Below are 26,372 nucleotides of genomic sequence, written 5' to 3' on the forward strand. Positions count from 1 at the left end.
CACAACCGTGCCCTCACCCTCCCACGTGCAAGAGCACGCGGGCCCCTCCCTCTCCCCCGGGGGGAGAGGGTGTAGTTGATTAAAACGTGCACTTCCGCTATGCGCCCGCGCTTCCGGTCCATGGTCATCCCTGGAGGCGTGGGCGGGAAGAACAACAAACGAGTTTCGGAGAATATCGATGAGCGACCAGTTGACGCTCGCAGCCGAGACGCGTGACCGGGTTGGCAAGGGAGCCTCCCGGGCGCTGCGTCGTGATGGCCGCGTGCCTGCCGTGATCTACGGCCTGAACAAGGAACCCACCTCGGTTCACCTCGAGGAAAAGGCGCTGATGAAGGCGCTGATGACCGGCCACTTCATGAATTCGGTCGTGATGGTCAACGGCGTGCGCACGCTGCCGAAGGACGTTGCGTTCCACCCGGTCACGGATCGCCCGATCCATGTCGATTTCCTGCGCATCGGCGAGCATTCGACCGTCACCGTCGCGGTGCCGATCGTGTTCACGGACGAAGACGATGCCCCCGGCATCAAGAAGGGCAAGGGCGTCCTCAACATCACGCGTCATGAGATCGAGCTGGTCGTCGACGCATCGGACATCCCGAGCGAGATCTCGATTTCGCTCGCCGGCATGGAAATCGGCGATTCGATCCACATCAGCGACGTGACGCTGCCCAAGGGCGCGACGCCCGCGATCGACGACCGCGACTTCGCGATCGCCACGATCGTGCCGCCGACCGTCCCGACCGTCGAGGACGAAGAGCTCGAGGCTGAAGTCGCCGAGGCGCAGGCTGCTGAGGCTGCTTCGGACGAAGAGCCCGTGGTCGAGCCTAACGACGATCACAACGACGACGACAAGATCACGCCGCAGAAGAAGGACTAATCTCCTTCGTTTTCGGATGATCTGGCGGGCGGGAAAGCTAGGGCTTTCCCGCCCGTTTCGTTTTGCAAGCCATTCCGCTCACCCAAAAAACCGTCATCCCCGCGCAGGCGGGGATCCAGACCCTCGGACCTTCATATGGAATCGAGAGGTTTGCCACTATGGGTTCCCGCCTCCGCGAAAATGACGGTTTGGGGCGCGGGCAACGATCGTTTTTGGAGAATCACACGTGCAGATCTGGGCGGGACTCGGCAATCCGGGGGCGCAATATGCGATGCACCGGCACAATGTCGGGTTCATGGTCGCCGACGCGATCGCCGCGGTGCACGGCTTCGGCGCGGTCAAGAAGCAGTTTCAGGGCTGGACGCAGGAAGGCCGGATCGGATCGGAAAAGATCCTGCTGCTGAAGCCCGCGACCTTCATGAACGAGAGCGGCCGCGCGATCGGCGAGGCGCTGCGCTTCTACAAGCTGGACGTCGATGCGCTGACGGTATTCCACGACGAGCTCGACATCGCCCCCTTCCGCGTCAAGGTGAAGACCGGCGGCGGGACCGCGGGGCATAACGGGCTGCGCTCGACCGACCAGCATCTGGGCCCCGATTTCCGCCGCGTGCGGCTCGGCATCGGGCATCCGGGTCACAAGGACCGGGTCACCGGCTATGTGCTCGGCAATTACGCCAAGACCGAGATCGAGCCGCTGTCCGACATGCTCGGCGCGATCGCCGCGGAGGCGGCGTGGCTGGCGGCGGGCGACGACGTCCGCTTCATGAATGATGTCGCTGTGAGGATGCAACCATGACCACCCGCTCGCTTTTCGCCACGCGGTTCTACGAGGCCGATCTCGGCGATGACGATCTGGTTGAGGAGCTGGAGGACGCGGCGCTCGAACTGTCCAAGGCGGACCGCGCGGGCGTCGCGTGGTCGAAGGCGCATGGCTATCGCGGGTACACGTCCTACGCGTCGCTGAACGACCTGCCGTTGCGCGATCCGCGGTTCGGCGATCTGGTGCGGTTGCTCAACAAGCATGTCGCGGCGTTCGCCAAGGACTGCGCGTTCGATCTTGGTGGGCGGAAACTCAAGCTCGACAGCCTGTGGGTGAACGTCCTGAAGCCCGGCGGCGCGCATTCGGGGCATATCCATCCGCAGAGCGTCGTGTCGGGCACGATGTACGTGACGATTCCCGAAGGCGCGGGCGCGCTTAAGCTTGAGGATCCGCGGCTGCCGATGATGATGGCCGCGCCGACCCGGCTCGACGACGCGCCGGAGGATCTGCGGACGTCGTCTATGCGGTGCCGAAGCCCGGGAGCGTGTTTTTGTGGGAGAGCTGGCTGCGGCATGAGGTCGTGCCGAATGCTGCGAAGGGCGAGCGGATCAGCATCAGCTTCAATTATCGGTGGTGAGGTAGGCGCCGAGTGATCGTTTGAAACGACCGTTCCCCGGCGAAGGCCGGGGCCCAGTTGCGAAAGGTCGCTAACGAAGGGCTGGCCTGCATCACATTGGCCTTCCCACCTGGACCCCGCCTTCGCCGGGGAGGTAATTGGGGGAAGCGGCGCTCGCGGCAAGCGCCGCCCCCTGCCCGATCAGGCCGCCGTCTTCATCGACGCCATGTCGATGACGAAGCGATACTTCACGTCGCTCTTGACCATGCGGTCATAGGCCGGCTCGATCTCGTCCATCTTGATCATCTCGATGTCCGAGACCAGCCCGTGCTCGTTGCAGAAATCGAGCATTTCCTGCGTCTCCGCGATCCCGCCGATCAGCGAGCCTGCCAGCTGGCGACGGCGGAAGATCAGATTGCCGACCGACGGCGACGGGTGCGGCTCGGCGGGCACGCCGACCAGAGTCATCGTGCCGTCGCGCTTGAGCAGCTCGAGGAACGGGTCGAGATTGTGCGGCGCAGCAACAGTGTTGAGGATGAAGTCGAAGCTGTTCGCATGCTCCGCCATCGCATCGGCATCCTTCGACACGATCAGGTCCTTGGCGCCCAAGCGCTTGGCGTCGTCGCGCTTGTTGGGCGAGGTCGAGAAGACGTAGACCTCGGCGCCCATCGCGTTGGCGATCTTGACGCCCATGTGACCGAGACCGCCGAGACCGACGATGCCGACCTTCTGGCCGGGGCCGACCTTCCAGTGCTTCAGCGGCGAATAGGTCGTGATCCCGGCGCAGAGCAGCGGCGCGACCGCGGCGAGATCGGCCTCGGGATGCGAGACCTTCAGCACGAAGCCCTCGTCGACGACGATATGGTCCGAATAGCCGCCGAACGTGTGACCGCCGAGCACGGGATCGGGGCCATTATACGTGCCGACGAACCCGGTCGTCTCGCAATATTGCTCCTCGCCATCGGTGCAGGACGGGCACTGGCCGCAGCTGTCGACCATGCAGCCGACGCCGGCGATGTCGCCGACCTTGAACTTGGTGACGTCGTCACCGACCGCAGTGACGCGGCCGACGATCTCATGGCCCGGAACGCACGGATACAACGTGCCTTCCCACTCGCCCTTGGCGGTATGGAGGTCCGAATGGCAGACGCCGCAGAACGCGATGTCGATCGCGACGTCGGTCTTGCCCGGCGCGCGGCGTTCGAAGCTGAACGGTGCGAGCGGCGTCTCGGGCGACTGGGCGGCGTAGCCCTTGGCGGTGGTGGTCATGCTATTCCTAAATCTGACTGGCAGAGCGCGATATACGCACGGGACTCGCAATATCTACCGAGCGGTACGATAATTTTGCTGCATTGCGGCAATCGTTTAGGTCGATCAGTCGGGCGTTAAAATCAGCGACCACCCCGGCGCAGGCCGGGGCCCAGTTGGAAAGGTCGCAGTAACGGCGTGCCGACCTTCATGAGCAACGTCCCCCACCTGGGCCCCAGCCTTCGCCGGGGTGGTGGGGATAATGGAGGTCGCACCCAGTCATGCGCAGGCGTCCTTGCTGGCGTTCCTTCGCGCGGTCGCCTAAAGCGCCCGCACAATCTTATACCAAGGGCATATCATGGGTTTTCGCTGCGGCATCGTGGGGCTGCCGAACGTCGGCAAGTCCACCCTCTTCAACGCGCTGACCGAGACGGCCGCGGCGCAGGCGGCGAACTATCCGTTCTGCACCATCGAGCCGAACGTCGGCAATGTCGGCGTGCCCGACAAGCGGCTCGACGCGCTGGCGAAGATCGCCGGCTCGCAGAAGATCATCGAGACCCAGCTCGGCTTCGTCGACATCGCCGGCCTCGTGCGCGGCGCGTCGAAGGGCGAAGGGCTCGGCAACCAGTTCCTCGGCAACATCCGTGAGGTCGACGCGATCGTCCATGTGCTGCGCTGTTTCGAAAATGGCGACGTGACGCATGTCGACAACAAGGTCGATCCGATCGCCGATGCCGAAACGGTCGAGACCGAGCTGATGCTGAGCGATCTCGAGAGCCTCGAGAAGCGCGTCCCCAACCTCGCCAAGAAGGGCATGCAGGGCGACAAGGAGGCCAAGATCGGCGCCGCCGTGCTCGGCCAGGCGCTCGAGCTGCTCCGCGAGGGCAAGCCCGCGCGGCTGACGGTACCCAAGGACGAGGACGAGGCGCGCGTGTTCGCACAGGCGCAGCTGCTGACCGCCAAGCCCGTCCTGTACGTCTGCAACGTCGACGAGGGCGATGCCGCGAACGGCAATGCGCTGTCGGCGCGCGTGTTCGAGAAGGCCGCGGCCGAGGGTGCCGAGGCGGTCGTCGTGTCGGCAGCGATCGAGGCCGAGATCGCGACGATGCCCGCCGAAGATCGCGGCGAATTCCTGGGCGAGCTGGGGCTGGAAGAGACCGGCCTCGCTCGCGTCATCACCGCAGGCTACAAGCTGCTCCACCTCCTGACCTTCTTCACGGTCGGCCCGAAAGAGGCACGCGCCTGGACCGTCCATGCGGGCGCGACCGCGCCGCAGGCGGCGGGCGAGATCCACGGCGATTTCGAGAAGGGCTTCATCCGCGCCGAGACGATCGCGTTCGACGACTTCATCGCGCTGGGCGGGGAATCGAAGGCGCGCGAGGCGGGCAAGCTGCGCGCCGAGGGCAAGGCCTATGTCGTCCATGACGGCGACGTGATGCACTTCCTACACAGCTGATCCCAACAATGTCACGCCCCCTGCGTGTGTAGTCACGCGCCGGGGGCGGGCGTAGCGAGCAGAACAGACGGCATGAGACACGCGACGTTTTCAGCTCTGGCACTCGCGCTCGGTGGCTGTGCCTATCCGGCCACGCCCCCTGCCCTGGCGCCGGTGACTCAGGCTGCCCCCGCGACCGCCACGGCCGCTCCTCAGGCGCGCAGCCGCTGGCGGTCCGGGCACCGGTGACGATCCTCGTGTCGATCGATGCTTCCGCCCCGATTATCTCGACCGGGGCGTCACGCCGAACCTGAACCGGTTGCGCGCCGGCGGCGTCTTTGCGGCGATGCGACCGTCCTTCCCGAGCGTCACCTTCCCCAATCACTGGACCCTGGTGACCGGGCTCAGACCCGATCGCAGCGGCATCATCGGCAACACGATGGAGGATCCCGCGCGGCCCGGTGAGAAATTCACCATGGCGAGCGACGATCCCTTCTGGTGGAGCCAAAGCTCGCCGATCTGGGTCGACGCCGAAAAGGCGGGAATCCGGAGCGCGACGATGTTCTGGCCGGGCGCCAATGTCGCGGTCGGCGGCACGCCGAAGCCCAACAGCCACGGCGCGATCGACGGCGGCACCCGGCCGCAGGACTGGCAGCAGTTCAACCAGCAGATCAGCGCCACGCAACGCGTCAACGCCGTCCTCGACTGGATGCGGCGACCCGCCACAATCCGGCCGAAGCTGGTGACGCTGTATTTCGATACCGTCGACATGGCCGCGCACGACAATGGCCCCGACTCCCCCCTGACAACGCAGGCAGCCGCCGAGGTGGATGGCAGCATCGGCAGCCTCGTCGAAGGGCTCGCGACGCTCGGCCAGCCGGCCAATCTGGTCATCGTGTCGGATCACGGCATGGCGGCGACCAGCAGCACGCGCGTCGTCGCGATGGACCGGATCGCGGCGCCGGCCGACTATCGCCTCGTCGAGACGGGCGCCTATGCGACGCTGTTCGCGGTGCCCGGGCATGAGGCAGCACTCGAGGCCAGACTGCTTCGGAAGCACGACCACCTGCAATGCTGGCGCAAGGCGGAGATCCCGGCGCGGTTCCATTATGGCCGCAATCCGCGTGTCCCGAGCTATCTGTGCCTCGCCGATGTCGGCTGGCGCGTCGATCGGACGACGCCCACCAGGGTCTCGGCTGGCGGCTCGCACGGCTATGACAATGCCGCCCCCGAAATGCGCGCGCTGTTCATCGCCAACGGTCCTGCCTTCATCGGTGGCAAGACCATCGCGAGCTTCGACAATGTCGCGGTCGAGCCACTGCTCCGCGACCTGATCGGGCTGCCCGCGGAACCGGGGCTGGACGGCAACGACGCGCCCTTCCAAAAGGTGCTGCGACGATAGGAGGAGCAGCGGGCGTGCAGTATTTCGAAGATATCGCAGTCGGGGCGACCGCGGCGTTCGGCCACTATCCGGTGACGCGCGACGAGGTGATCGCCTTTGCCGAGAAATACGACCCGCAGCCCTTTCATCTGTCCGACGAGGCCGCGGCGAAGACGCACTTCGGCCGGCTGTCCGCAAGCGGCTGGCATAGCTGCGCGATGACGATGGCGATGCTGGTCGAGCATATTGGTGAGCACCGTCAGGCGAGTCTCGGATCGCCCGGGATCGATGAACTGAAGTGGCTGAAGCCCGTCTATCCGGGGGACACGCTGCGCTGCGTGACCGAGGTGCTCGACAAACGGGTTTCCGCCAGCCGCCCAGAAATGGGGATCGTGAAAAGCCGGATGCAGGTGTTCAATCAGGACGATGTCATGGTGATGACGTTCGTGTCGAACGCGCTGATGCAGACGCGCCCGACCGGCGCGCCTGCATCCTGATCCGTCACTTCGGGACGGGGACGTTCATATAGGCGCCGCCCCGGCCGCCGCCGCCGCCGCCACGACCGCGGAACCCGCCGCCATTGCCGCGCTCCTGACGATATTCACGCCGGTCCTGGCGTGCCTCGCCACGATAGCTCTGCCGCGCTTCACGTCGTTCGCCGCGATATTGCTCGCGCGTGATCTGACCGTCGCGCAGCTGGTTGCGGTCCTCGCGCCGACCCTGACGGAAGTCGCGGTTCGCGCCACGCCGGTCCTGGCGATAGTCGCGCGCGGCGGGGCTGTTGCCGCGGGCGAAATTGCCCCAGTTGCCGGCACCGCGATAATTGCCGCGACGCCCCTGCCAGTAGCGCTGCTGCGCACCGTTCCAGCGGTGCGGACGACGGTTGCGATCATAGACGTATCCGCCGGTACCCGGATAATAATAGTCGCCATACCAGCCATAATAGGAGCCGAGCCCGACGCCGGCATAACCGGCCCCGTATCCGCCGCCGTAACCATCATAATAGCCGTTGCCGTAGCCGCCGCCATAATAGGGATCGCTCGCATAGCCGATCCCGCCGCCGCCATAGCCATACCCATCGGTGCAACCGGCCACGCCGAGGCCGACACCAATGGCGAGACTGACCAGTCCTGGTCGCTTGAAAAACATCGAAAATCTCCCGTACCTGGAGAGCGGACCCAACGCGCCGCAATTGGTCGCACAACAATACCGACCTACCGCAGGTTCCATGAACGACGGCTGACGCGCGCCGGGACCACAGGTGGGCCATGGGGGCGTGGCGCCGGGACACAGGCACGGACACGGGCAGCCAGCGGGTCGCCAAACGCGAAACGGCGGACCGGGTTGCCCCGATCCGCCGTCCTTCACGCCCTGATACCGCGATAGCCGCGGCGTGGGATCAATGCTTCACGTCACGCCAGACGTTTGATAGGCGCCCCAGGCAAGGCCGCAGAAGACGAGGATGAAGAGGATCGACGCGACGCCGACGGCGTGCCGCGACTCCAAGTTCGGCTCTGCCGTCCAGGTCAGGAAGGCCGAGACGTCTGCCGACATCTGTTCCTTCGTCGCCTTGGTCCCGTCCGCATAGGCCACCTGATCGTCCGCGGTGATCGGCGGTGGCATCGCGATGTTGAGGTTCGCGAAATACGGGTTGTAGTAGAGACCCTCGGGCGTCTTGATGTCCGGGAACTGCTTGAGCAACGCCGCGGGCTGATCGGTGTAGCCCGTCAGCAGCGAGTGGACATAGGCGGTGCCCTCCTCGCGCGCCTTGGTGATCAGCGAGAGATCGGGTGGCAGCGCGTTGTTGTTGGCGGCGCGGGCAGCGACCTCGTTGGCGAACGGCGACGGGAAGCGATCCGACGGGATGTTCTTGCGGGTCGCGGCCTCGCCGGTTTCGGGGTTGATCGTCGGCTGTTCGATCACCCACTGGTTGGCGATCGCCTTAACCTCGGGCTCCGAATAGCCGATCTTCTGGAGATCGCGGAACGACACCAGCCGCAGCGAGTGGCAGGCTGAGCAGACTTCCTTGTAGACCTGGAACCCGCGCTGGAGTTGACGGCGGTCGAACTTGCCGAAGACGCCGTTCGAGGCGAGCTCGAGCTCCTTGGGATGCTTGTGCGCGACGCTCTCGGCAGACGGCGCGACGGGGGTCGGTGATGACGCCCGACACGCTGCCGAAGAGCGCGATGCCGAGCACCAGCACAAAGGCGGCGCGACCAGGGATGCGATGAGACGAACCATATATGTATCCTCTAGTCCGTATCAGTGCGCGGGCTTGGGGGAGAGCGCGGTGTGCGCCGGGCTCGTCCCGCCACGCTTGGCCAGCACCGCCTCGGTGATCGAATTGGGCAGCGGCCGGGGCCGTTCGGACCGCGAGATCAGCGGCAGGATGATCAGGAAATGCGCGAAATAATAGGCAGCGCAGATCTGGCTGAGGATCACATAGGTCGCCGTCGCCGGTGCACCGCCGCAATAGCCCAGGATCAGGATGTCGGCGACCAGCACCCAGAACGCGATCCGCGCCTTGGGGCGGTAGTTCATCGAGCGGACCGGCGAATTGTCGAGCCACGGCAGGAAGAACAGCAGCAGGATCGAGCCGAACATCGCCAGCACGCCCCACAGCTTTGCCGGCAGGATGAAGTCCGCGGTAAAGGCGCGCAGGATCGCGTAGAACGGCCAGAAATACCATTCGGGGACGATGTGCGCGGGCGTCGAAAGCGGGTTTGCCGGGATGTAATTGTCCGGATGGCCGAGATAGTTCGGGAAGAAGAACAGCAGGCCGGCGAACACCAGCAGGAAGATGCCGAGCCCGAAGCCGTCCTTCGCAGTGTAATAGGGGTGGAACGGCACCGTATCCTGTTTGCCCTTCACGTCGACGCCGGTCGGGTTGTTCGACCCCGGGATGTGCAGCGCCCAGATGTGCAGGATGATGACGCCCGCGATCACGAACGGCAGCAGATAGTGCAGCGAGAAGAAGCGGTTGAGCGCGGCGTTGTCCGGCGCGAATCCGCCGAGCAGCCAGATGCGGATGGTGTCGCCGACCAGCGGAATCGCCGAGAAGAACCCGGTGATGACCTGCGCGCCCCAGAAGCTCATCTGCCCCCAGGGAAGGACATAGCCCATGAATGCGGTCGCCATCATCAGCAGGAAGATCGTCACGCCGAGCAGCCAGACCATCTCGCGCGGCGCCTTGTACGAGCCGTAATAGAGTCCGCGGAAGATGTGCGTGTAGACGACGATGAAGAACATCGACGCGCCGTTGGCGTGCGCATAGCGCAGGAACCAGCCCGCATTGACGTCGCGCATGATGTGTTCGACCGAGTCGAACGCGACCGCGCCGTTGGCGGCGTAATGCATCGCCAGCGTGATGCCGGTGATGATCTGGATCGCCAGCGCGGCGCCGGCAAGGACGCCGAAGTTCCAGAAATAATTGAGATTGCGCGGGACCGGGTAACCGGCGCCGACCGCGTTGTAGACGAGCCGGGGAACGGGAAGCCGTTCATCCAGCCACCGCGTCAGCGGCAGCTTCGGTTCGTATTGCTTGGCCCAGGGAAAGCTCATGGTTGTTTCCTCAGCCTACCGTGACGACGGTGTCGGAGTTGAAGGCATAGTCCGGCACCTGAAGGTTGGTCGGTGCGGGGCCCTTGCGGATGCGCGCGGCGGTATCGTAGGCCGAGCCGTGGCACGGGCAGAAATAGCCGCCAAACGGGCCCTTGTTCTCACCCTCGCCAGCGCCGAGCGGGACGCAACCGAGATGCGTGCAGACGCCCAGCGTGATCAGCCAGTTCTTCTTGCCCGCCTTGGTCCGCTCCGCGAGCGTCTGCGGGTCGCGCAGCGTCGATACGTCGACCGCGTCGGCCTCGCTGATTTCCTTCGGCGTCAGGTTGCGCACGAACAGCGGCTGCTTGCGGAAGCTCGTCTTGATCGCCTGGCCCGGCAGGATCTTCGACAGGTCGATCTCGGTGGTCGACTGCGCCAGCACGTCGGCCGACGGGTTCATCTGGTTGATCAGCGGCAGGACGATCGCGACGGCGCCGACCCCGGCGAAGGATACGGCGGCGATATTGATGAAATCGCGGCGGCGCGGATCGTGCGCCTCTTCGTGAAACGGTTCAGGCGACTCGCCGGGTGGAACCATGTCGTCGACTATCGCCATTCATCTCGCCCTTGCAGTTTATCTTTATTCTCGTGGCCCGATGCGCATGCCGGTTCGCCGCACCGCACGCCCATCCTGCCCGACCGTCCCCACGGAGGCCTATAGGTGATAGACGGCGCAAGCCCGCTTTGCCAACAGCATTTTGACTGCAGCGCGTTCCGGATTAGAGGCAACGGTATGCGTATCGCCCTCTACCAACCTGATATCGCCGGCAATGTCGGCGCCATTTTGCGGACCGCCGCCTGTCTCGGACTCGCGGTCGATCTGATCGAGCCGATGGGGTTCACCTGGAACGAAAAAGGCGGTCGCGCGCTCCGGGATGGACTATGTCGGCGCGGTCGAGATCGTCCGGCATGTCGACTGGGCGGCGTTTCGCGACCAGGTCCGCGGGCGCATCGTCCTGCTGACGACGAAGGGCGCGGTGCGACTTGACACAGCGACGTTCCAGACCGACGACGTGCTGCTGATGGGCAGCGAGGGCGCGGGCGTGCCCGACGACGTCCATGCCCGCGCCGACCTGCGCGTGCTGATCCCGATGCGTCCCGGCCTGCGGTCGATGAACATCTCGGTCGCGACCGCGATCGTCGCGGCAGAGGCGTTGCGGCAATCAGACGGCTGGCCCGCCTGACCTACCGGGGGGAGTGTCGGGCGAACGCGCCCCTTCCCCGCCCCGACCAGGATTTGTAGGACGGTACCATGACCGAGCTCGACCCCCAGCAAGCCGCCGCCCGCATTTGGTTCGAATCGCTGCGCGACCGGATCTGCGCGGAGTTCGAGACGATCGAGCGCGAGGCCGGGTCGGATGCCGTGTTCGACTATACCCCCTGGGACCGGATCGATCGTCGGGTGAACCCGGCGGTGGCGGCGTGCGCGGCGTCATGAAGGGCAAGGTGTTTGAAAAGGTCGGCGTCAACGTCTCGACCGTCGGCGGCATTTTCGAGGGCGAGTTCGCCAAGTCGATCCACGGCGCGGGCGAGGATCCACGGTTCTTCGCGACAGGGATCAGCCTGGTCGCGCACATGGCCAACCCGCACGTCCCCGCGGTGCACATGAACTGCCGCTTCCTCAACACGACCAAGCGCTGGTTCGGCGGCGGCGGCGATCTCAACCCGCCGCTGCCGATCGCCGAGGACACCGCCGATTTCCATGCGACGATGAAGGCCGCCTGCGACGCGCACGACCCGGCCTACTACCCGCGCTTCCGGGACTGGGCGGAGACCTATTTCCAGATCCCCCACCGCAAGGTGAACCGCGGCGTCGGCGGGATCTTCTTCGATCATCTTGACGGCAATTTCGATGCCAATTTCGCGTTCACGCGCGACGTCGGCGAGGCGTTTCTCGACGCCTATCCGCGGATCGTCCGGCGGCGGATGGACACGCCGTTCACACCGCAGGACGAGGCCGCGATGCTCGAATGGCGCGGTCGTTATGCCGAGTTCAACCTCGTCTATGACCGCGGCACGCTGTTCGGGCTGAAGACCGGGGGCAATATCGAGGCGATCCTGATGAGCCTGCCGCCCCGCGCCACATGGTCGTGAGCGGGGGCCGGTGGCGCTGATCCCCGTCGCGGACGACGTGCTCGCCACGATCGTGACCACGCTCGAAATGCCGCGCAAGCCGCCGCTCAGGCCGATGCCGACGTCGCGACTGCGGCTGCTGCGCTGGGAGCGGCCGACGCTGGAGGGTTATCGCGCGCTGTTCGCCCGGGTCGGATCGCGCTGGCTGTGGTTCTCGCGGCTGGCGATGGACGATGCCGCGCTCGCCGCGATCCTTCGCGATCCGGGCATTGCCGTGCATGCGGTGATCGATCCGGCGGGGATCGAGGTGGGGATGCTCGAACTCGACCTGCGCCGGACGGGCGCTTGCGAGATTTCCTATTTCGGGCTGATCCCCGAACTCGCCGGCCAGGGACATGGCCGGTGGCTGATGGCGGAGACGCTTGCGCGGGCCTGGACCAGGGGTGTCGAGCGGGTCTGGCTGCACACCTGTACGCTCGACCATCCAAACGCGCTCGGCTTCTACCGCGCGCAGGGATTCGTCGCGACGCGGCGGACGATCGAGACCTTTCCCGATCCGCGCGCCACCGGGATGCTGCCCGCCGATGTCGCGCCGCAGATCCCGTTTCTGGGCGGACGCCGCTAGACCCGCGGGCGGATCACGCCGGTCCGCGACCGCCTAGCGCGCCAGCCGCCGATAGACCGACACCGCGATCAGCGCCATCGCAACCCCCGAGGCGGTGGCAGCCGCCGCCGCGCCGGCATCGACGAGCGCGATCGCCACCGGATTACCCTGTCCACCATCGCGCATCGCGCCATCGAGCGCCATGAAGGGCATGCCGAGCAGCCAGCCGCTCATATAGCCGAACGCGGCGAGCGACATGAGCGGCAGGCCGGCGCCGCGCGTCAGCGACAGGCTGCGCCGGATCGCGGCGAACGCGCCGATCGGGCCCTCGGCGACAAGCACCGGCCCGGTCATCATCGTCCGGCCAAGAATGTAGAGGCCGGGAATCGCATAGAGAAGCAGCCCCGCCCCCGCTGGCAGCGACACCAGGATCATCGCGAGCAGATAGCGCGGCAGGAGCGTGGCAGAACGCCTGAGCGCTGTGCCGATATCGACCCGGTCACGGTCGAGATACAGCGTATAGACCGCCGCCATGCCGAAGAAGCTGAGCGCATAGGCCAGGCAGTACCAGCCGCCATTCGCCCCCGCCCAGTCGGTCACCGCCTGCGCCCAGACCAGCGCCTGCGCCTCGTCGCCGCGCGTCGCCGCATCGGGCAGCGGCGGGTCGGGCACGACGAGCGCGAGCGCGAAGGCAGGCAGGAACAGGAAGGGCCCGGCGATCCGGAGCAGCAGATCGCGGTCGCGCTTGAACAGGGCCCAGGCGTCTTTCAACACGCCCGTAAAGTCGATTTTCATTCGGTGATCGGTTTCTCTCGGGTGGCGACATAGAGCTGTGCCGTGAAGACATAGGCGAGCGCCATCAGCGCCGCACTGGCAAGCGCGCCGGCGATCCCGGCAAGGAACATCGCGGTCGGGATCTGGTCCCCGCCGAGGATCAGGCGAAAGACGAGCCCGACAACGGCCTGAGCGGCGAAGGTGGCGATCGCGAACACGATCCCGAACAGCAGAAGCACGCCGATCAGCTTCCAGGTGAGCCCGCGGGTCAGCGCGATCGAGCGGCGGATCGCGCCGAGCCCGAGCCGTTCGTTGAGCACGACCGCGGTCAGCAGCATCAGCCGCGCACTGGCCCAGATGGCGAGCAGGATCAGTGCAAGGCTGTAGAGCACGACGAACATCGCCGTCGCACGCGGCAGCTGCGGCATTCGCGCGGGCGCGCTGGCGGCAGCGGACGCGGCGGCAAAGTCGAAATGCGACGCGATCAGCGCGATGAACACCGGCGCCATCAGGACGAGCGCAATCAGCCCGACGACGAGCGACACGCCGAGCGCGGGCAGCAGCCGCGCCCGCGCCTGACGATAGGCCTCGGTGCGGTCGGTAGAGGGTTGCGTCGCCAGCGCGAGGATCGCGAGCGACCCCAGGATCGCGAGCAACGCGGACGCCACGGCGACGATGCCGGCGACGAGCTGCACCGCCGGCTGCGGCGGAACGAGCAGGACGAGCGCATTGTTGACGACCGGCGGGAGGACCAGGGTCGGCAACGCCACCGCCGCGATCTGGCCGCTACGCCCGGACAGTACCTCGGTGGTACGATCCCAGACCGTGCCGATTTTTACGCCTCTTCCCATCCGCCTGTTCCCCGTTCGCCGCCTGGCACGCATGCCCGATACCGCCGCGACGTAGCCCAAGCCCCAGGCCTTGACCACTCCCGCGACGGTTGGACCAGCCGGCGTGACAAGCCCCCGCCCGCTTGCATCACCGGCGGCGAGTGCGCAGATGGGTCGCGTGACCGCTTCCCCCTTCCCGACCTCCGGCCGCCTCGCGCCCGCCGATCCACTGTCGCGAACCGACGGGCTCGAATGGCGGACCGATACCGGCCTGACCCCCTATGCCGCCGCGCTCGCCGAGATGGAGGCGCGCGCCGCCGCGGTGACCACCGGCGATGCGCGCGAGCTGATCTGGCTGCTCGAGCACCCGCCGGTCTACACCGCGGGGACGAGCGCGGATCCGGTTGACCTCGTCGATCCGCGCTTTCCCGTGTTCGATACCGGACGGGGCGGCAAATACACCTATCACGGGCCGGGGCAGCGGATCGGCTATCTGGTGCTCGACCTCGGACAGCGCGGGCGCGACGTCCGGCGGTTCGTCCACGCGGTCGAGGACTGGGTGATCGCGGCGCTCGGCGAGGTTGGCGTCGCCGCGTTTTCGGTCGAGGGCCGTGTCGGCATCTGGACGCGCGATCCCAATCTCGGCTGCCGCGAGGCGAAGATCGGTGCGATCGGCGTGCGCGTGAAGCGCTGGGTGACGCTGCACGGCTTTGCGGTCAACATCGATCCGGACCTGACGCATTTCGGCGGAATCGTGCCGTGCGGGCTTGCGGAATACCCCGTTACCAGTCTGAAATCGCTCGGTACGAATGTCGACATGGCAACTTTTGACGCTGCCCTGACGTTGACGAGCGGCGTGTTCCTTGAAACACTTTCTTTGGCTCAAGAAAACGAGGCTTGAGGGCCAGGCCTTTACAGATTAATGTCCACTACGATTTGGGTATATACCTGGCCTCCAGGCCTACCAAATCCTCTATCTAGGGAGCTTCCAAATGCGTTCACTCATCTCCAAGGTTCTGACCGGTTCGCTGATCGCCAGCGCAGCGCTTGCCGTTTCGGCATGCGGTCCGAAGACCGAGACCACGACCGACAACACGATGGTCACCGACATGAATGCCACCGAAGGCATGGACACGATGACCGACAACATGACCGCCGTTGACGGCGCGATGAACGACGGCATGATGGCGAACGACACGATGATGTCGAACGACACCATGATGACCAACAACATGATGTAATTTTCCGGTTTCGGAAAATTACGTGATGCGGGAGGCCGTCCGGGAAACCGGGCGGCCTCTTGTCGTTGGGGCTGGGTCCACCGCATGACGGCCCGGATGTCCGGGGGAATAGAGAGCCCAATCGGTCGCCCGGCGCGCGATCTCGTTTCGGCTGCGACGGAAATCTGCGGCCCGGACCGTACCCGAAGCCGCGATCGGCTGCCGGGCCCCTCAAAACAGTTGGGAGTTGGCAAGAAACGCTTTAGAAATCTCGGGATGGAATGCCCGGGGAGTTGGGAATGAAGATGGTGCGTACTGCGCTGGCGCTCTGCGCGGCGAGCGGCTCGATGGCGTTGGCTCAGCCCGCCTCGGCCCAGTTTTTCTGCAATCGCGCGATTTCTCCGCGCCGGCGGTGACCGGGGACGAGGCCGATCTCGGCCAGGCGATGCCCGACGCCACTAGCGCGGAGAAGCGCGCGGCGATGGTCTGGCACATGCGCGCGGCGCTGAACGTCGCGGCCCTCCAGTGCCAGTTCGAACCGACGCTGCTGACGGTGTCGAACTACAATGCGATCCTCGCCGATCACGGCACCGAACTGCAGGGCGCCTTCGACACGCTCGGCAAATACTTCCTGCGCGTCAACAAGGCCAAGGGCGTCAAGGCCGGTCAGGCTGCGCTCGACCAGTTCGGCACGCGCACCTATTCGAACTTCGCGACCGTCGCCGCGCAATATGGCTTTTGCCAGACGACCGCATCGATCGGCCGCGACGCGCTGTTCACGCCGCGCGGCAAGTTCGGCGACCTGACGCTGCAGCGCACGCGCGAGCTGCGCAACAGCCTGATCCCCTGGGGCGAGCAGCGTTTCCCGCGCTATATCGGCCGCGACCGGGTGAAGATGCCGCGGCTCGACCCGATCTGCTGGAACAAGAAGGCGGAATGGGTCGCCAAGAAGTGCGGCGCGCTCGACTGGCCCCCCGCGGCGGGCGTTGGCATCGCCAACCGCTGAACGATTACCCCCCGGCCCTTGAGCCGGGGGCTTCCCTGCCGGAGCGGGCAGGCGGCCTAACGCAGCCCCAGCATCTTGTGCGTCTGGAGCGACAACCGCCATTGCGGACGCTCCATCACCAGCGCAACACAGGCTTCGCGATTGGCATCCGCCTGCGGGTCGTCGAGCGGCTGGAGCAGCAGGTTCGCGAAGTCCCATGTCTCGATATCCGCGATGTCGGTACCGGGCTGCGGCCAGACCAGCTTCAGCTCGTCGCCGTGACGCTGGACGACGACGCTGCCCGCCTTGGGGCTGATACATACCCAGTCGATGCCGGGATGGACCGGCAGGGTGCCGTTGCTCTCGATCGCGATCCGGAAGCCCGCGGCGTGAAGCGCATCGACGATCGCATCGTCGGTCTGGAGCATCGGCTCGCCCCCGGTCAGCACGACGAACCGGTCCTGCGTTCCCGCGCCCCAGAACCCTGCGACCGCGTCCGCCAGCGCACGCGCATCGGCGAACTTGCCGCCACCCAGTCCGTCGGTACCGACGAAATCGGTATCGCAGAACCGGCAGACCGCGGTCGCGCGGTCCTGTTCGCGTCCCGACCACAGATTGCATCCGGCAAAGCGCACGAACACCGCCCGGCGGCCGGCATTCACGCCCTCACCCTGCAGCGTCAGGAACATTTCCTTGACCGCGTAACTCATGTCAGACCGGCTTGACCGCGTAGACGGTGGGATCGGCGATCCCAGCCTCGTCGAAGCCGCGCGAGCGGAGCCGGCAGCTGTCACACTCGCCGCAATGCTTGCCGGCGGGCGTCGGATCGTAGCACGACCAGCTGAGCCCGAGGTCGAGCCCGAGCCGCGTGCCCTCGCGGACGATATCCGCCTTGGTCATGTGCTGGAGCGGCGCCTGGATGCGGAACGGATCGCCCTCGACCCCCGCCTTGGTCGCGAGTTCGGCCAGCCCCTCGAATGCGGCGATGAATTCGGGGCGGCAATCGGGATAGCCCGAATAATCGAGCGCATTGACGCCGATATAGATGTCGCGCGCGCCCGCCGCCTCGGCCCAGCCAAGCGCGAGGCTGAGGAAGATCGTGTTGCGGGCGGGGACATAGGTGACGGGGATGCCGCCCGCATCATCGGTGCCGACACCGTCCTTGGGCACGTCGATATCGGCGGTGAGCGCCGAACCGCCGAACGCGGACAGGTCCATCGGCAGGACGATATGGCGTTCGGCGCCAAGCGCGGTGGCGACGCGGCGCGCGGCGTCGAGCTCGACGCGGTGACGCTGGTTATAGTCGAATGACAGCGCGAGCAGGCGCCGGCCGGATTCCCGCAGCATGGCGGCGGAAACCATCGAGTCGAGGCCGCCCGAGACGAGGGCGACCGCTAAGGGAGCTGATGATGTCATGATGCGCGACGCGCTAGGCCAGACCGCGGCAAAAAGAAAGGGCCGCCCGAAGGCGGCCCTGAAAGGTTGGCGCTAATAGCAGCCTCAAGGGAGAAACGTGCTGAAATCTCTAAAGCACGAGGGCGGTATAGCCCGGCGCGGTAAACAGCGCATTAACGCCGCGCAATTTCCCACCGTCACGTTAATGAGAAACGCGTCATTCCTCGACCGGAACCGGAAATTTCTTTGCACAGAATGCGCAGTCGACCTGGATGAAGCCACTCTCGTCCGCCATGTCGCGGCGCTCATCGATCGGGAATTTCGCGATCACGCCCCGGATATAGTCGGGATCGCACCGGCAGCCGCGCATGATGGGAATATCGGCAAGGATGCGGACGTCGCTGTCCTCGTTGAACAGCCGCCACACCAGCGTCTCGAGCGGGAGCGCCGCATCGGTCAGTTCGTCCGCGCCCATCGTGTTGCCGAGCGTCGCGACATGCTCCCATTCGGGATGGTCGAGCTTGGTATGCAGCCGCTCGCGGCCGTCCTCGCCCTCGGGCAGATGCTGGAGGAACAGCCCACCCGCGACGCAGCGCCCGTCGGGGCCCTTCGCCATGCCGGTGCGGACCATCGTCGGGATCTGTTCGGACTGGGTGAAATAGCTCTGCGCGGCCTCAGACAGCGTATCGCCGTCGAGCGGGACGATGCCCTGATACCGCTCGTTGCTGCTCGCCATATCGAAGGTGATCGCGAGATAGCCTTGGCCGAACAAGGCGAACAGGGTCGGCTCGACGGGCGCCTGGGCAAGCTTGTCCGCATCGTATTCGATATAGCCGCGCACCTCGCCGCCGCGATAATCACAGACCAGCAACTGGACGACGCCATTGTCGGTCCGGGTCTGCATCGTCAGCTGGCCGCTCGCGTCCTTCAGCGTCGAGCCGATGAGCGCGGCGAGCGTCAGCGCCTCGGCGAGCAGCTTCTCGATCGCAGGCGGATAGGCGTGCGCGGCGAGCACCTCGTCGAGCGCGGTGCCGAGCCGGACGATTCGGCCACGAGCGCTGCGCGCGGGGATCGCAAACGCCAGCGCGCGGTCGAGATCGGTCATGTTGGGGTCGTTCACCATCGTTCCTTCGGCATCCCCCGTCGCGGCGTCATCCCCGCGCAGGCGGGGATGCAGAGCGACATACGCTGGTGGTCTGATCACCAGCTCGGAGTTTATGGATTCCCGCCTCCGCGGGAATGACGGAAATGGGGGCTGACCTGCGCCCGATCAACCAACCGGGCGCTTCAGCCGATCTGCCCGAAGCACCAGCGCAGCACCGATTTCTGCGCGTGGAGGCGGTTTTCGGCCTCCTGCCAGATCAGCGACTGCGGGCCGTCGATCACCTCGGGCGTGACCTCCTCGCCGCGATGCGCGGGGAGGCAGTGGAGGAACTTCGCATCGGGCCGCGCGAGCGCCATCAGCGCGGCGTCGACCTGATAGGGGGCAAGGGCCTTCAGCTTGCTCTCGGCATTGGCCTGCCCCATCGAGATCCAGGTGTCGGTGACGATGATGTCCGCACCTTCGACCGCCTCGCGCGGGTCAGCGACGACGCGCGCGTGCCCCGAGGCGCGGACGATCGCCTCCTCCTCGGGCTGAAACCCCTGTGGGCAGGCGGCGACGACGTCGAATTGCATCAGCCCGGCGGCCTCGACGATCGAGGCGAGCACGTTGTTGCCATCGCCCAGCCACGCGACCTTGAGCCCGGGCAGCGCCTTGCCGCTCTCGATGATCGTCAGCAGGTCGGCCATGATCTGGCACGGATGCGATGCGTCGGTCAGGCCGTTGATGACGGGGACGCTGGCATGATGCGCCATCTCCTCGACCTTGGCATGATCGTCGGTGCGAATCATGATCGCGTCGACATAGCCCGACAGCACGCGCGCGGTATCGGCAATCGATTCGCCGCGCCCGAGCTGCATGCTGCCGGCATCGGCGACGATCGATGTTCCACCGAGCTGGCGGATCGCCATGTCGAAGCTGAACCGCGTGCGCGTCGAGTTTTTTTCGAACACCATCGCCAGCGTGTGGCCGGCGAGCGGGGCGTCAGCATCCGTGCGGCCCTTGGGGAAGCCGGCGCGCGCCGCCTTGCGATCGAGCGCGTCGGCAAGCATCGCGGCGATGCCGTCGGGGCCGGCGACGGTGAGATTCAGGAAATGGCGGTTGCTCATGGTAACGACCCCGTAAGAAGTTCCGTTCTCCTGAGTAGGGGCTGAGCGAAGCCGAAGACCCATATCGAAGGACAGTGCCCCAAGCGGGCCAGTCCTTCGATACGCCACTTCGACTTCGCTCAGTGGCTACTCAGGACGAACGGGGTTTAGTGACCGCGCAAAGGCGCTCAATCGTCGGCGGCGGGCACATAAACGCGCGCGGCGGTCGACAGCTTGTCGATGCATTCGGCGATATGGCTCTCGTCGATCACCAGCGGCGGCAGGATGCGGATGACGTTCTCGCCCGCTGCGACCAGCAGCAGGTTGTGATGATCGCGTGCGAACGCGACGAACGCACGGCTGTCGCTTTTCAGCTTCAGCCCGAGCATCAGCCCGGTGCCGCGCACGCTGTCGAACAGGTGATCGTGATTGGGTATCATCTGTTCGAGGCCCTGGCGCAGCCGGTCGCCCATCGTGGCGACATGCTCCAGGAACCCGTCCTCGAGGATCACGTCGAGCACCGCCTCGCCCGCTGCCATCCCGAGCGGGTTGCCGCCATAGGTCGAGCCGTGCGTCCCCGCGACCATGCCCTTGGCCGCCTCCTCGGTCGCGAGGCACGCGCCGAGCGGGAAGCCGCCGCCGATCCCCTTGGCGACCGACATGATGTCGGGGGTGATGCCGTAGAGTTCATGCGCGAACAGCTTGCCCGTCCGGCCATAGCCGCACTGGACCTCGTCGAGCACCAGCAGCAGGCCATGCTCGTCGCACGCCTTGCGCAGGCCCTGGAGGAATTCGGGGCTCGCCTGGCGGATACCGCCCTCGCCCTGGATCGGCTCGACCAGGAAGCCTGCGGTGTGGTCGTCGATCAGCGCGAGCGCACCCTCGAGATCGTTGAACTTGGCATAGGCGAATCCGGGCAACAGCGGCTCGAACCCGTCGCGCATCTTGGCCTGATTGGTCGCCGAGATCGTCCCGAGCGTGCGGCCGTGGAACGCGGTGTCGAACGTGATCAGCGTGTGACGCTCGGGATTGCCGTTCGCGAAATGATAGCGACGCGCGGTCTTGATCGCGCACTCGACCGCTTCCGCACCCGAATTGGTGAAGAATACGGTGTCGGCGAACGTGTTGTCGACGAGCCGCTGCGCGAGATGCTCGCCCTGCGGTGACCCGTACAGGTTCGACACGTGCATCAGCGTCGCGGCTTGGTCGGCGATCGCCTTGGTCAGATGCGGGTGGCCATGGCCGAGCGCATTGACCGCAATACCGCTGGCGAAGTCGAGATATTGCTGGCCGTCCTCACCGAACAGATAGGCGCCCTCGCCTCGGACCGGACGCACGCCACACCGCGGGTAGACGGGCATGAGCGGGGTGATGGTCACAGGCGCTTCCTCTTCGAAACGAGAAGGGCGGCCCGTGATGGACCGCCCCGGAGGCGCCTAATACCGGTGACGGGGGATGGGCGTCAACACCGCGGACGTCCGACGCAGCCCTGTCTGATCCGTACCAAGGCGCGGACTCCGCTTGCGGCGCCCCGGCAGCACGCGCAATCTTCCCCTCGGCTCCATCCGACGTCGCAAACGCGCCGGCGCAAGCCCAGTCGCGTCCCCATCGAGAGGAGGTTGACGTATGAAACGCTATGCGACCGGCCTGGCAGTGATGCTGGCCATGGCTCTTGCCACCACCCCCGCGCTTGCCAAGGGCGTGTTCGACGGCACCTGGAAGGGAGATGTAAAGGCGAGCAAACCTGCCGAGAAGCCCTCGATCATCCTCCTGCAGGCGGGCACCTTCAGCTGCACGACGTGCAAGCCCGCGCTGAAATTCCCCGCCGATGGCACGTTTCACCCGATTGTCGGCAATCCCTATTATGACGAGGCATCGGTCGCGGTGGTGGATGCGACGACGGTCAAGCGGGCGTTCCGGAAGAGCGGAAAGACAGTCGCCGAGGCGACGGTGACGCTGGCCGCGGACGGGCAGAGTTCGTCCTCCGCCTTTGTCGACCGGACCGCACCGAGTGGCGTGGAGGTGACGGGAACGACGGTCAATGCGCGCGTCGCTCCCGCCCCGGCGGGTGCCCATGCGTTATCGGGTGCGTGGCGCGAAACCACGGATACGCAGGTATCCGACACGGGCCTCGTCTTCACCTTCGCACAGGACGGGAAGACCATGGCCTTCTCGACGCCGACCGGCATATCCTATGCCGCGACGATCGACGGTCCGCCGGCAACGGTGACCGGGGATCCGGGCTGGACGAAGGTCGCCCTGAAACAGACCGGACCGACGACTCTGTTCGAAACCGATTACGAGGGCGATACGCCGATCGGTACGTATAGCATGTCGCTCTCGCCCGACGGCACGACGATGACCACCGCGGTCAACGACCTGAAACACGGGAAGACCTCGACGATGGTCGCGCACAGGCAGTGATTCCGGAGGCAAGCGGGGGCGGCTATCGAACGGCCCCCGCTTGCCCCAATGGTCACGCGTCGATCGCTTCCTCGTCGAGCCGGCCGGCATTTTCCTGAATGAAGGCAAAGCGGTGCGCGGGGTTGTTGCCCATCAGGCGGTCGACCAGGTCCTTCACCCCTGCCCGCTCCTCATATTCCTGCGGCAGGGTGATGCGCAGCATGCCCCGCGTCGCGGGGTCCATCGTCGTCTCGCGGAGCTGGCCGGGGTTCATCTCGCCAAGGCCCTTGAACCGGCCGACATCGACCTTCTTGCCCTTGAACACGGTGCGTTCGAGTTCGGCGCGGTGCGCGTCGTCGCGGGCATAGATGCTCTTGGTGCCGACGGTCAGGCGATAGAGCGGCGGCTGCGCGAGATAGAGGTGCCCGCGGCGGACGATGTCGGGCATTTCCTGGAAAAAGAAGGTCATCAGCAGCGTCGCGATATGCGCGCCGTCGACGTCGGCGTCGGTCATGATGACGACGCGCTCGTAGCGCAGATTGTCCGCCACGCAGTCCTTCCGCGTGCCGCAGCCGAGCGCCAGCGTCAGGTCGGCGATTTCCTGGTTCGCGAAGATCTTCGCACTGGTCGCGGACGCGACGTTCAGGATCTTGCCGCGGATCGGCAGGATCGCCTGCGTCTTGCGGTCGCGCGCCTGCTTGGCCGAGCCGCCAGCCGAATCGCCCTCGACGATGAACAGCTCGGTGCCCTCGGGCGAGTTGGCGGAACAGTCGGTCAGCTTGCCGGGCAGCCGCAATTTGCGGGCGGACGTCGCGGTCTTGCGCTTGACGTCGCGTTCCTGCTTGCGGCGCAGGCGCTCGTCCATCCGCTCGAGCACATAGTTCAGCAGTGCCTTGCCGCGGTCCATATTGTGGCTGAGGAAATGGTCGAAATGGTCGCGCACCGCCTTCTCGACGAGGCCCGCGGCCTCGGGGCTGGTCAGGCGATCCTTGGTCTGGCTCTGGAATTGCGGTTCGCGGATGAACACCGACAGCATCAGCTCGCTGCCGATCATCACGTCGTCCGCACTGATATCCTTCGTCTTCTTGTTGCCAACCAGATCGCCGAACGCGCGCAGGCCGCGCACCAGCGCCTGGCGCAGGCCCTGTTCGTGCGTGCCGCCATCGGGGGTCGGGATGGTGTTGCAATACCAGCTGTACGAGCCGTCGCTCCACAGCGGCCAGGCGATCGCCCATTCGACGCGCCCTTGCGTCTCGCCCTGCGCGCTCGGGAAATCCTGCGAGCCGGAGAAGAAGTCGGCGGTCGCGCATTCGCGGCCCGCGACTTGGTCGCGCAGATGGTCGGCGAGCCCGCCGGGGAACTGGAACACCGCCTGCGCGGGCGTATCGTCGCTGATCAGTTCGGGCGCGCAGTGCCAGCGAATCTCGACGCCCGCGAACAGATAGGCCTTGGACCGGACGAGCTTGTGCAGCCGCTGCGGCTTGAAGTGCAGCTCGTTGCCGAAGATCTCGGTGTCGGGGGTGAAGGCGACGCTGGTGCCGCGGCGGTTGGGGGTGGTCCCGAGCCGCTCGATCGGGCCGAGCGTCTGCCCCTTGGCGAAGCGCTGGCGATAAAGCTGGCGGTCGCGCGCGACCTCGACGACAGTGTCGGACGACAGCGCGTTGACGACGCTGATGCCGACGCCGTGCAGACCGCCCGAGGTCGCATAGGCCTTGCCCGCGAACTTGCCGCCCGAATGCAGCGTCGAAAGGATCACCTCGAGCGCGGACTTGTCGGGGAATTTGGGATGCGGATCGACCGGGATCCCGCGGCCATTGTCGACGATCGTCAGCCGGTTGCCGGGCTCGAGCGTGACCTCGATCCGCGTCGCGTGACCCGCGACCGCCTCGTCCATCGCATTGTCGAGCACTTCGGCGGCGAGGTGGTGCAGCGCGCGCTCGTCGGTGCCGCCGACATACATGCCCGGGCGGCGGCGGACGGGTTCGAGCCCCTCGAGCACCTCGATCGAGGACGCGTCATAGGTCGGGGCGGTCTTTGACGGGGTCGTGAACAGGCCTTCGGGCAGGTCTTCTGGCATGACGTGGTATATGGCTTAGCCAGCGATCCGTGCAAGCGCGCAACCGCTGTTGCGGAAAAGCCACAACATGAACTTTCTGTCATGTTCGCGGATATATTGGCGGGGCGCCCCGTTTCTTGGCTGTCTTAGATCAATCATATCCGGAGCTTACATGCGCACATCCCTCTATGCCGGCCTCGCTGGCGCGGTCATTCTCGGTCTCACGGCATCGCCGGCATTTGCGCAGGAGACGACCGAGGACGCACCGTTCAACGGTCTCTATGTCGGCGCAGCGGGCGGTTATGACGTACAGCCAAACGATGCAGGATCGTCGATCCTGTTCGATCGCAATCTCGACGGGCGGTTCGGGGATGCGGTGACGACGGCAGCCGGCGCCAACGCGTTCAGCAGCGGGTTCTGCAACGGCGCGACGACCGCGACGACGCTGACCGGTGGCCGCGGCTGCCGCAAGGACAAGGACGGCGCCGCGTATTATGGCCGCGTCGGCATGGACACGCAGCGCGGCAACATCGTCGTCGGCGTGGTCGGCGAATTCGGCAAGAGCGAGATCACCGACAGCGTCACCGCCTTCTCGACGACGCCTGCCAGCTACGTGATGACGCGCAGCGTCGACTGGGAAGCCTCGATCCGCGGCCGTGCAGGCTATGCGGTTAACACCACACTGTTCTACGGCACGTTCGGTGCGGGCTATGCCAAGATCGACCGGGATTTCTACAGCACCAACACCGGCAACGCCTATCAGCAGAGCGGCAAGCGCCAGCAGTTCGGCATCCTCGGCGGCGGCGGCATCGAGCAGAAGGTCACGCCGAACATCTCGGTCGGCATGGAATATATGTTCCACCAGTATCAGGACGACGATTTCCGCGTCCGCGTGACGCAGGGCACGCAGCCGGCGACGAACCCGTTCGTGCTGGCGCCGAACACGACCGGCACGGACTTTCGTCGCAGCGACGACAAGTTCCGCTGGCACAGCCTGCGCGCGACGGCGGCATTCCGGTTCTAAGCGCAGGGTAAGGTGACGCCAGAAGGCGTCACCTCACCCGAGCTCGGCCGGCGTCGCACCAGCGACGTCCGACGACGCGGCTTCGCCGCGGCGCGGGTAGGGACAGAGGGTCGCTTCCCACACGGGAGGCGGCCCTTTTTCGTGAATATGGTCTCCGCAAAACACCACCCCGGCGAAGGCCGGGGCCCAGTTGGGGGACCGAGGCAATTACGCGTTGCCAGCCGTTACTACGGCCTTCCCAACTGGGCCCCGGCCTCGCCGGGGTGGTGCTGGGGTGTTCGGCGGCGGGACCCGCAGATCTTGAGTTTAGAGCCTGGCAAATCCAAGAAAAAGGCCGCCTCCCAGCGAGAAGCGGCCCAACGTTCTGGTCAGCGATACCCCAAAATCCACCCCGGCGAAGGCCGGGGCCCAGTTGGGGACCGAGGTAACTACGTGTTGCCCGCCTTTTCTACAGCCTTCCCAACTGGGCCCCGGCCTCCGCCGGGGTGGTGCTGGGGATTGGCTCCGCTACAGGCATACATCCGAAGCACGGAGAGCGAGACCGCCCCCCCCCATCTTAGCGTGCGCGCGGGCCGCCGAAGGGGAGTGGCGGCGTCGGGCGGCGGTCGCGGCGGGGCAGCTGGGCCTGATAGGCGTGACCGCAATGCGCGACGCAGTAGGGGAAGCCCGGGTTCACCTTGTCACCGCAAAAGTGGAAATCGGGCTCGCCCGGATGGCCGAGCGGCCATTTGCAGATGCGGTCGTTGAGCTCGAGCAGGCTCGTCTTGCCCGCCATTTCGGGCGAAGGCTTGGCGGGGACGAGACGCCGCGGCGGGGCGGGCGTGCTCGGCGGCTGCTGCTCGCCGGGCGCCTGGCGGAGAAAGCCGCCGGGTCCGATCGAGCGGAGGATCGGCTGCGGTGC

General features: G+C 66.0%; 23 protein-coding genes and 5 pseudogenes. 14 read left to right on the top strand and 14 right to left on the bottom strand.

Features of this window, described 5'->3' with window-relative positions:
• Nucleotides 1–178: 178 nt before the first annotated feature.
• The 3 genes and pseudogenes from NI18_RS09075 to NI18_RS09085 all read left to right on the top strand — a co-directional run bounded on the left by NI18_RS09075 (nt 179) and on the right by NI18_RS09085 (nt 2,274).
• The gene (locus NI18_RS09075) at nt 179–877 is read left to right on the top strand and encodes a 50S ribosomal protein L25/general stress protein Ctc (RefSeq protein WP_037529604.1); all 699 of its coding nucleotides are present in this window, start codon (nt 179–181) and stop codon (nt 875–877) included.
• Between the two features lie 226 nt (nt 878–1,103).
• Entirely contained in the window at nt 1,104–1,673 is a 570-nt protein-coding gene (gene pth / locus NI18_RS09080) for an aminoacyl-tRNA hydrolase (RefSeq protein ID WP_031441582.1), read from the top strand.
• Nucleotides 1,670–2,274 (top strand): annotated as a pseudogene (locus NI18_RS09085) (TIGR02466 family protein). The gene pth and the pseudogene NI18_RS09085 overlap by 4 nt, the downstream one beginning before the upstream one ends.
• Before the next feature lie 180 nt (nt 2,275–2,454).
• Here NI18_RS09085 and NI18_RS09090 read toward each other — a convergent pair.
• A complete protein-coding gene (locus tag NI18_RS09090) occupies nt 2,455–3,522 on the bottom strand; it encodes an NAD(P)-dependent alcohol dehydrogenase (protein WP_037529606.1) in 1,068 nt (355 codons plus the stop codon).
• A gap of 337 nt (nt 3,523–3,859) precedes the next feature.
• Between NI18_RS09090 and ychF the strand changes: the two genes are divergently transcribed.
• From ychF to NI18_RS09105, 3 genes and pseudogenes are all read left to right on the top strand, one after another.
• Nucleotides 3,860–4,957, top strand: coding sequence for a redox-regulated ATPase YchF (ychF, locus tag NI18_RS09095; RefSeq protein WP_031393698.1), 1,098 nt, complete (start codon nt 3,860–3,862; stop codon nt 4,955–4,957).
• Nucleotides 4,958–5,029: 72 nt separating this feature from the next.
• Nucleotides 5,030–6,338: pseudogene (locus NI18_RS09100) on the top strand (ectonucleotide pyrophosphatase/phosphodiesterase).
• A 14-nt stretch (nt 6,339–6,352) separates the two neighbouring features.
• A complete protein-coding gene (locus NI18_RS09105; protein WP_037529609.1) occupies nt 6,353–6,814 on the top strand; it encodes a MaoC family dehydratase in 462 nt (153 codons plus the stop codon).
• A 4-nt stretch (nt 6,815–6,818) separates the two neighbouring features.
• Here the strand turns inward: NI18_RS09105 and NI18_RS09110 are convergent, their stop codons facing one another.
• From NI18_RS09110 to petA, 4 genes and pseudogenes are all read right to left on the bottom strand, one after another.
• Nucleotides 6,819–7,466, bottom strand: coding sequence for a hypothetical protein (locus NI18_RS09110; protein WP_037529611.1), 648 nt, complete (start codon nt 7,464–7,466; stop codon nt 6,819–6,821).
• 250 nt (nt 7,467–7,716) lie between these two features.
• Nucleotides 7,717–8,558 (bottom strand): annotated as a pseudogene (locus NI18_RS09115) (cytochrome c1).
• Between the two features lie 21 nt (nt 8,559–8,579).
• Entirely contained in the window at nt 8,580–9,878 is a 1,299-nt protein-coding gene (locus tag NI18_RS09120; RefSeq protein WP_031393565.1) for a cytochrome b/b6, read from the bottom strand.
• A gap of 10 nt (nt 9,879–9,888) precedes the next feature.
• A complete protein-coding gene (gene petA / locus NI18_RS09125; protein ID WP_042467607.1) occupies nt 9,889–10,455 on the bottom strand; it encodes a ubiquinol-cytochrome c reductase iron-sulfur subunit in 567 nt (188 codons plus the stop codon).
• A 195-nt stretch (nt 10,456–10,650) separates the two neighbouring features.
• Between petA and NI18_RS09130 the strand changes: the two are divergent.
• The 3 genes and pseudogenes from NI18_RS09130 to NI18_RS09140 all read left to right on the top strand — a co-directional run bounded on the left by NI18_RS09130 (nt 10,651) and on the right by NI18_RS09140 (nt 12,615).
• Nucleotides 10,651–11,101 (top strand): annotated as a pseudogene (locus tag NI18_RS09130) (tRNA (cytidine(34)-2'-O)-methyltransferase).
• Nucleotides 11,102–11,169: 68 nt separating this feature from the next.
• Nucleotides 11,170–12,011 (top strand): annotated as a pseudogene (hemF, locus tag NI18_RS09135) (oxygen-dependent coproporphyrinogen oxidase).
• A 10-nt stretch (nt 12,012–12,021) separates the two neighbouring features.
• Nucleotides 12,022–12,615, top strand: coding sequence for a GNAT family N-acetyltransferase (locus NI18_RS09140; RefSeq protein ID WP_037529613.1), 594 nt, complete (start codon nt 12,022–12,024; stop codon nt 12,613–12,615).
• A gap of 33 nt (nt 12,616–12,648) precedes the next feature.
• Here NI18_RS09140 and NI18_RS09145 read toward each other — a convergent pair whose 3' ends face one another.
• Both NI18_RS09145 and NI18_RS09150 read right to left on the bottom strand, forming a co-directional pair.
• Nucleotides 12,649–13,389 (bottom strand): hypothetical protein, encoded by a 741-nt coding sequence (locus NI18_RS09145; RefSeq protein WP_037529614.1) that lies wholly within the window; start codon nt 13,387–13,389, stop codon nt 12,649–12,651.
• A complete protein-coding gene (locus NI18_RS09150; RefSeq protein WP_037529616.1) occupies nt 13,386–14,219 on the bottom strand; it encodes a hypothetical protein in 834 nt (277 codons plus the stop codon). The genes NI18_RS09145 and NI18_RS09150 overlap by 4 nt, the downstream gene beginning before the upstream one ends.
• A gap of 208 nt (nt 14,220–14,427) precedes the next feature.
• On the opposite strand from NI18_RS09150, the gene lipB reads away from it, so the two are divergent.
• From lipB to NI18_RS09165, 3 genes are all read left to right on the top strand, one after another.
• The gene (gene lipB, locus NI18_RS09155) at nt 14,428–15,099 is read left to right on the top strand and encodes a lipoyl(octanoyl) transferase LipB (RefSeq protein ID WP_037529635.1); all 672 of its coding nucleotides are present in this window, start codon (nt 14,428–14,430) and stop codon (nt 15,097–15,099) included.
• Between the two features lie 91 nt (nt 15,100–15,190).
• Nucleotides 15,191–15,439 carry a hypothetical protein gene (locus NI18_RS09160; protein WP_031396007.1) on the top strand — a complete coding sequence of 83 codons (249 nt, stop codon included), beginning with the start codon at nt 15,191–15,193 and terminating at the stop codon, nt 15,437–15,439.
• 391 nt (nt 15,440–15,830) lie between these two features.
• Nucleotides 15,831–16,424 (top strand): hypothetical protein, encoded by a 594-nt coding sequence (locus tag NI18_RS09165; protein ID WP_347574829.1) that lies wholly within the window; start codon nt 15,831–15,833, stop codon nt 16,422–16,424.
• A gap of 56 nt (nt 16,425–16,480) precedes the next feature.
• Here NI18_RS09165 and queE read toward each other — a convergent pair whose 3' ends face one another.
• From queE to NI18_RS09190, 5 genes are all read right to left on the bottom strand, one after another.
• On the bottom strand, nt 16,481–17,113 hold the full coding sequence (gene queE, locus NI18_RS09170; RefSeq protein ID WP_037529619.1) for a 7-carboxy-7-deazaguanine synthase: 633 nt from the start codon (nt 17,111–17,113) through the stop codon (nt 16,481–16,483).
• A 1-nt stretch (nt 17,114) separates the two neighbouring features.
• Complete coding sequence (gene queC / locus NI18_RS09175; RefSeq protein ID WP_037529622.1) at nt 17,115–17,819, bottom strand: 7-cyano-7-deazaguanine synthase QueC; 705 nt, start codon at nt 17,817–17,819, stop codon at nt 17,115–17,117.
• Between the two features lie 196 nt (nt 17,820–18,015).
• Nucleotides 18,016–18,921: an Hsp33 family molecular chaperone HslO gene (locus NI18_RS09180; protein ID WP_037529624.1), complete on the bottom strand. Its 906-nt coding sequence runs from the start codon at nt 18,919–18,921 to the stop codon at nt 18,016–18,018.
• 164 nt (nt 18,922–19,085) lie between these two features.
• Nucleotides 19,086–20,009, bottom strand: coding sequence for an ornithine carbamoyltransferase (gene argF, locus NI18_RS09185; RefSeq protein ID WP_037529627.1), 924 nt, complete (start codon nt 20,007–20,009; stop codon nt 19,086–19,088).
• A 167-nt stretch (nt 20,010–20,176) separates the two neighbouring features.
• Entirely contained in the window at nt 20,177–21,367 is a 1,191-nt protein-coding gene (locus NI18_RS09190; RefSeq protein ID WP_037529628.1) for an aspartate aminotransferase family protein, read from the bottom strand.
• Nucleotides 21,368–21,614: 247 nt separating this feature from the next.
• Here NI18_RS09190 and NI18_RS09195 point away from each other — a divergent pair, with 247 nt between their 5' ends.
• Nucleotides 21,615–22,412 carry a hypothetical protein gene (locus tag NI18_RS09195; RefSeq protein WP_052149094.1) on the top strand — a complete coding sequence of 266 codons (798 nt, stop codon included), beginning with the start codon at nt 21,615–21,617 and terminating at the stop codon, nt 22,410–22,412.
• A 52-nt stretch (nt 22,413–22,464) separates the two neighbouring features.
• Here NI18_RS09195 and parE read toward each other — a convergent pair whose 3' ends face one another.
• A complete protein-coding gene (gene parE, locus NI18_RS09200; protein WP_037529630.1) occupies nt 22,465–24,468 on the bottom strand; it encodes a DNA topoisomerase IV subunit B in 2,004 nt (667 codons plus the stop codon).
• A 151-nt stretch (nt 24,469–24,619) separates the two neighbouring features.
• Between parE and NI18_RS09205 the strand changes: the two genes are divergently transcribed.
• Complete coding sequence (locus tag NI18_RS09205) at nt 24,620–25,471, top strand: outer membrane beta-barrel protein (protein ID WP_031441557.1); 852 nt, start codon at nt 24,620–24,622, stop codon at nt 25,469–25,471.
• Between the two features lie 556 nt (nt 25,472–26,027).
• On the opposite strand, the gene NI18_RS09210 is transcribed toward NI18_RS09205, so the two are convergent.
• Nucleotides 26,028–26,372: GcrA family cell cycle regulator (locus NI18_RS09210; RefSeq protein WP_037529632.1), on the bottom strand; the 345-nt coding region annotated here is incomplete at its 5' end.

Origin of the sequence: Sphingomonas sp. Ant20, assembly GCF_000783375.1 — a bacterium.
Lineage (GTDB): Bacteria > Pseudomonadota > Alphaproteobacteria > Sphingomonadales > Sphingomonadaceae > Sphingomonas > Sphingomonas aerolata.

Bases quoted from the DNA above. Each gene is read 5' to 3' on its own strand.
- NI18_RS09075 (WP_037529604.1), top strand. From the start codon at position 179: ATGAGCGACCAGTTGACGCTCGCAGCCGAGACGCGTGACCGGGTTGGC.
- NI18_RS09090 (WP_037529606.1), bottom strand. From the start codon at position 3,522: ATGACCACCACCGCCAAGGGCTACGCCGCCCAGTCGCCCGAGACGCCG.
- ychF (WP_031393698.1), top strand. From the start codon at position 3,860: ATGGGTTTTCGCTGCGGCATCGTGGGGCTGCCGAACGTCGGCAAGTCC.
- NI18_RS09110 (WP_037529611.1), bottom strand. From the start codon at position 7,466: ATGTTTTTCAAGCGACCAGGACTGGTCAGTCTCGCCATTGGTGTCGGC.
- NI18_RS09120 (WP_031393565.1), bottom strand. From the start codon at position 9,878: ATGAGCTTTCCCTGGGCCAAGCAATACGAACCGAAGCTGCCGCTGACG.
- petA (WP_042467607.1), bottom strand. From the start codon at position 10,455: ATGGTTCCACCCGGCGAGTCGCCTGAACCGTTTCACGAAGAGGCGCAC.
- NI18_RS09145 (WP_037529614.1), bottom strand. From the start codon at position 13,389: ATGAAAATCGACTTTACGGGCGTGTTGAAAGACGCCTGGGCCCTGTTC.
- NI18_RS09150 (WP_037529616.1), bottom strand. From the start codon at position 14,219: ATGGGAAGAGGCGTAAAAATCGGCACGGTCTGGGATCGTACCACCGAG.
- NI18_RS09160 (WP_031396007.1), top strand. From the start codon at position 15,191: ATGCGTTCACTCATCTCCAAGGTTCTGACCGGTTCGCTGATCGCCAGC.
- queE (WP_037529619.1), bottom strand. From the start codon at position 17,113: ATGAGTTACGCGGTCAAGGAAATGTTCCTGACGCTGCAGGGTGAGGGC.
- queC (WP_037529622.1), bottom strand. From the start codon at position 17,819: ATGACATCATCAGCTCCCTTAGCGGTCGCCCTCGTCTCGGGCGGCCTC.
- NI18_RS09180 (WP_037529624.1), bottom strand. From the start codon at position 18,921: ATGGTGAACGACCCCAACATGACCGATCTCGACCGCGCGCTGGCGTTT.
- argF (WP_037529627.1), bottom strand. From the start codon at position 20,009: ATGAGCAACCGCCATTTCCTGAATCTCACCGTCGCCGGCCCCGACGGC.
- NI18_RS09195 (WP_052149094.1), top strand. From the start codon at position 21,615: ATGAAACGCTATGCGACCGGCCTGGCAGTGATGCTGGCCATGGCTCTT.
- parE (WP_037529630.1), bottom strand. From the start codon at position 24,468: ATGCCAGAAGACCTGCCCGAAGGCCTGTTCACGACCCCGTCAAAGACC.
- NI18_RS09205 (WP_031441557.1), top strand. From the start codon at position 24,620: ATGCGCACATCCCTCTATGCCGGCCTCGCTGGCGCGGTCATTCTCGGT.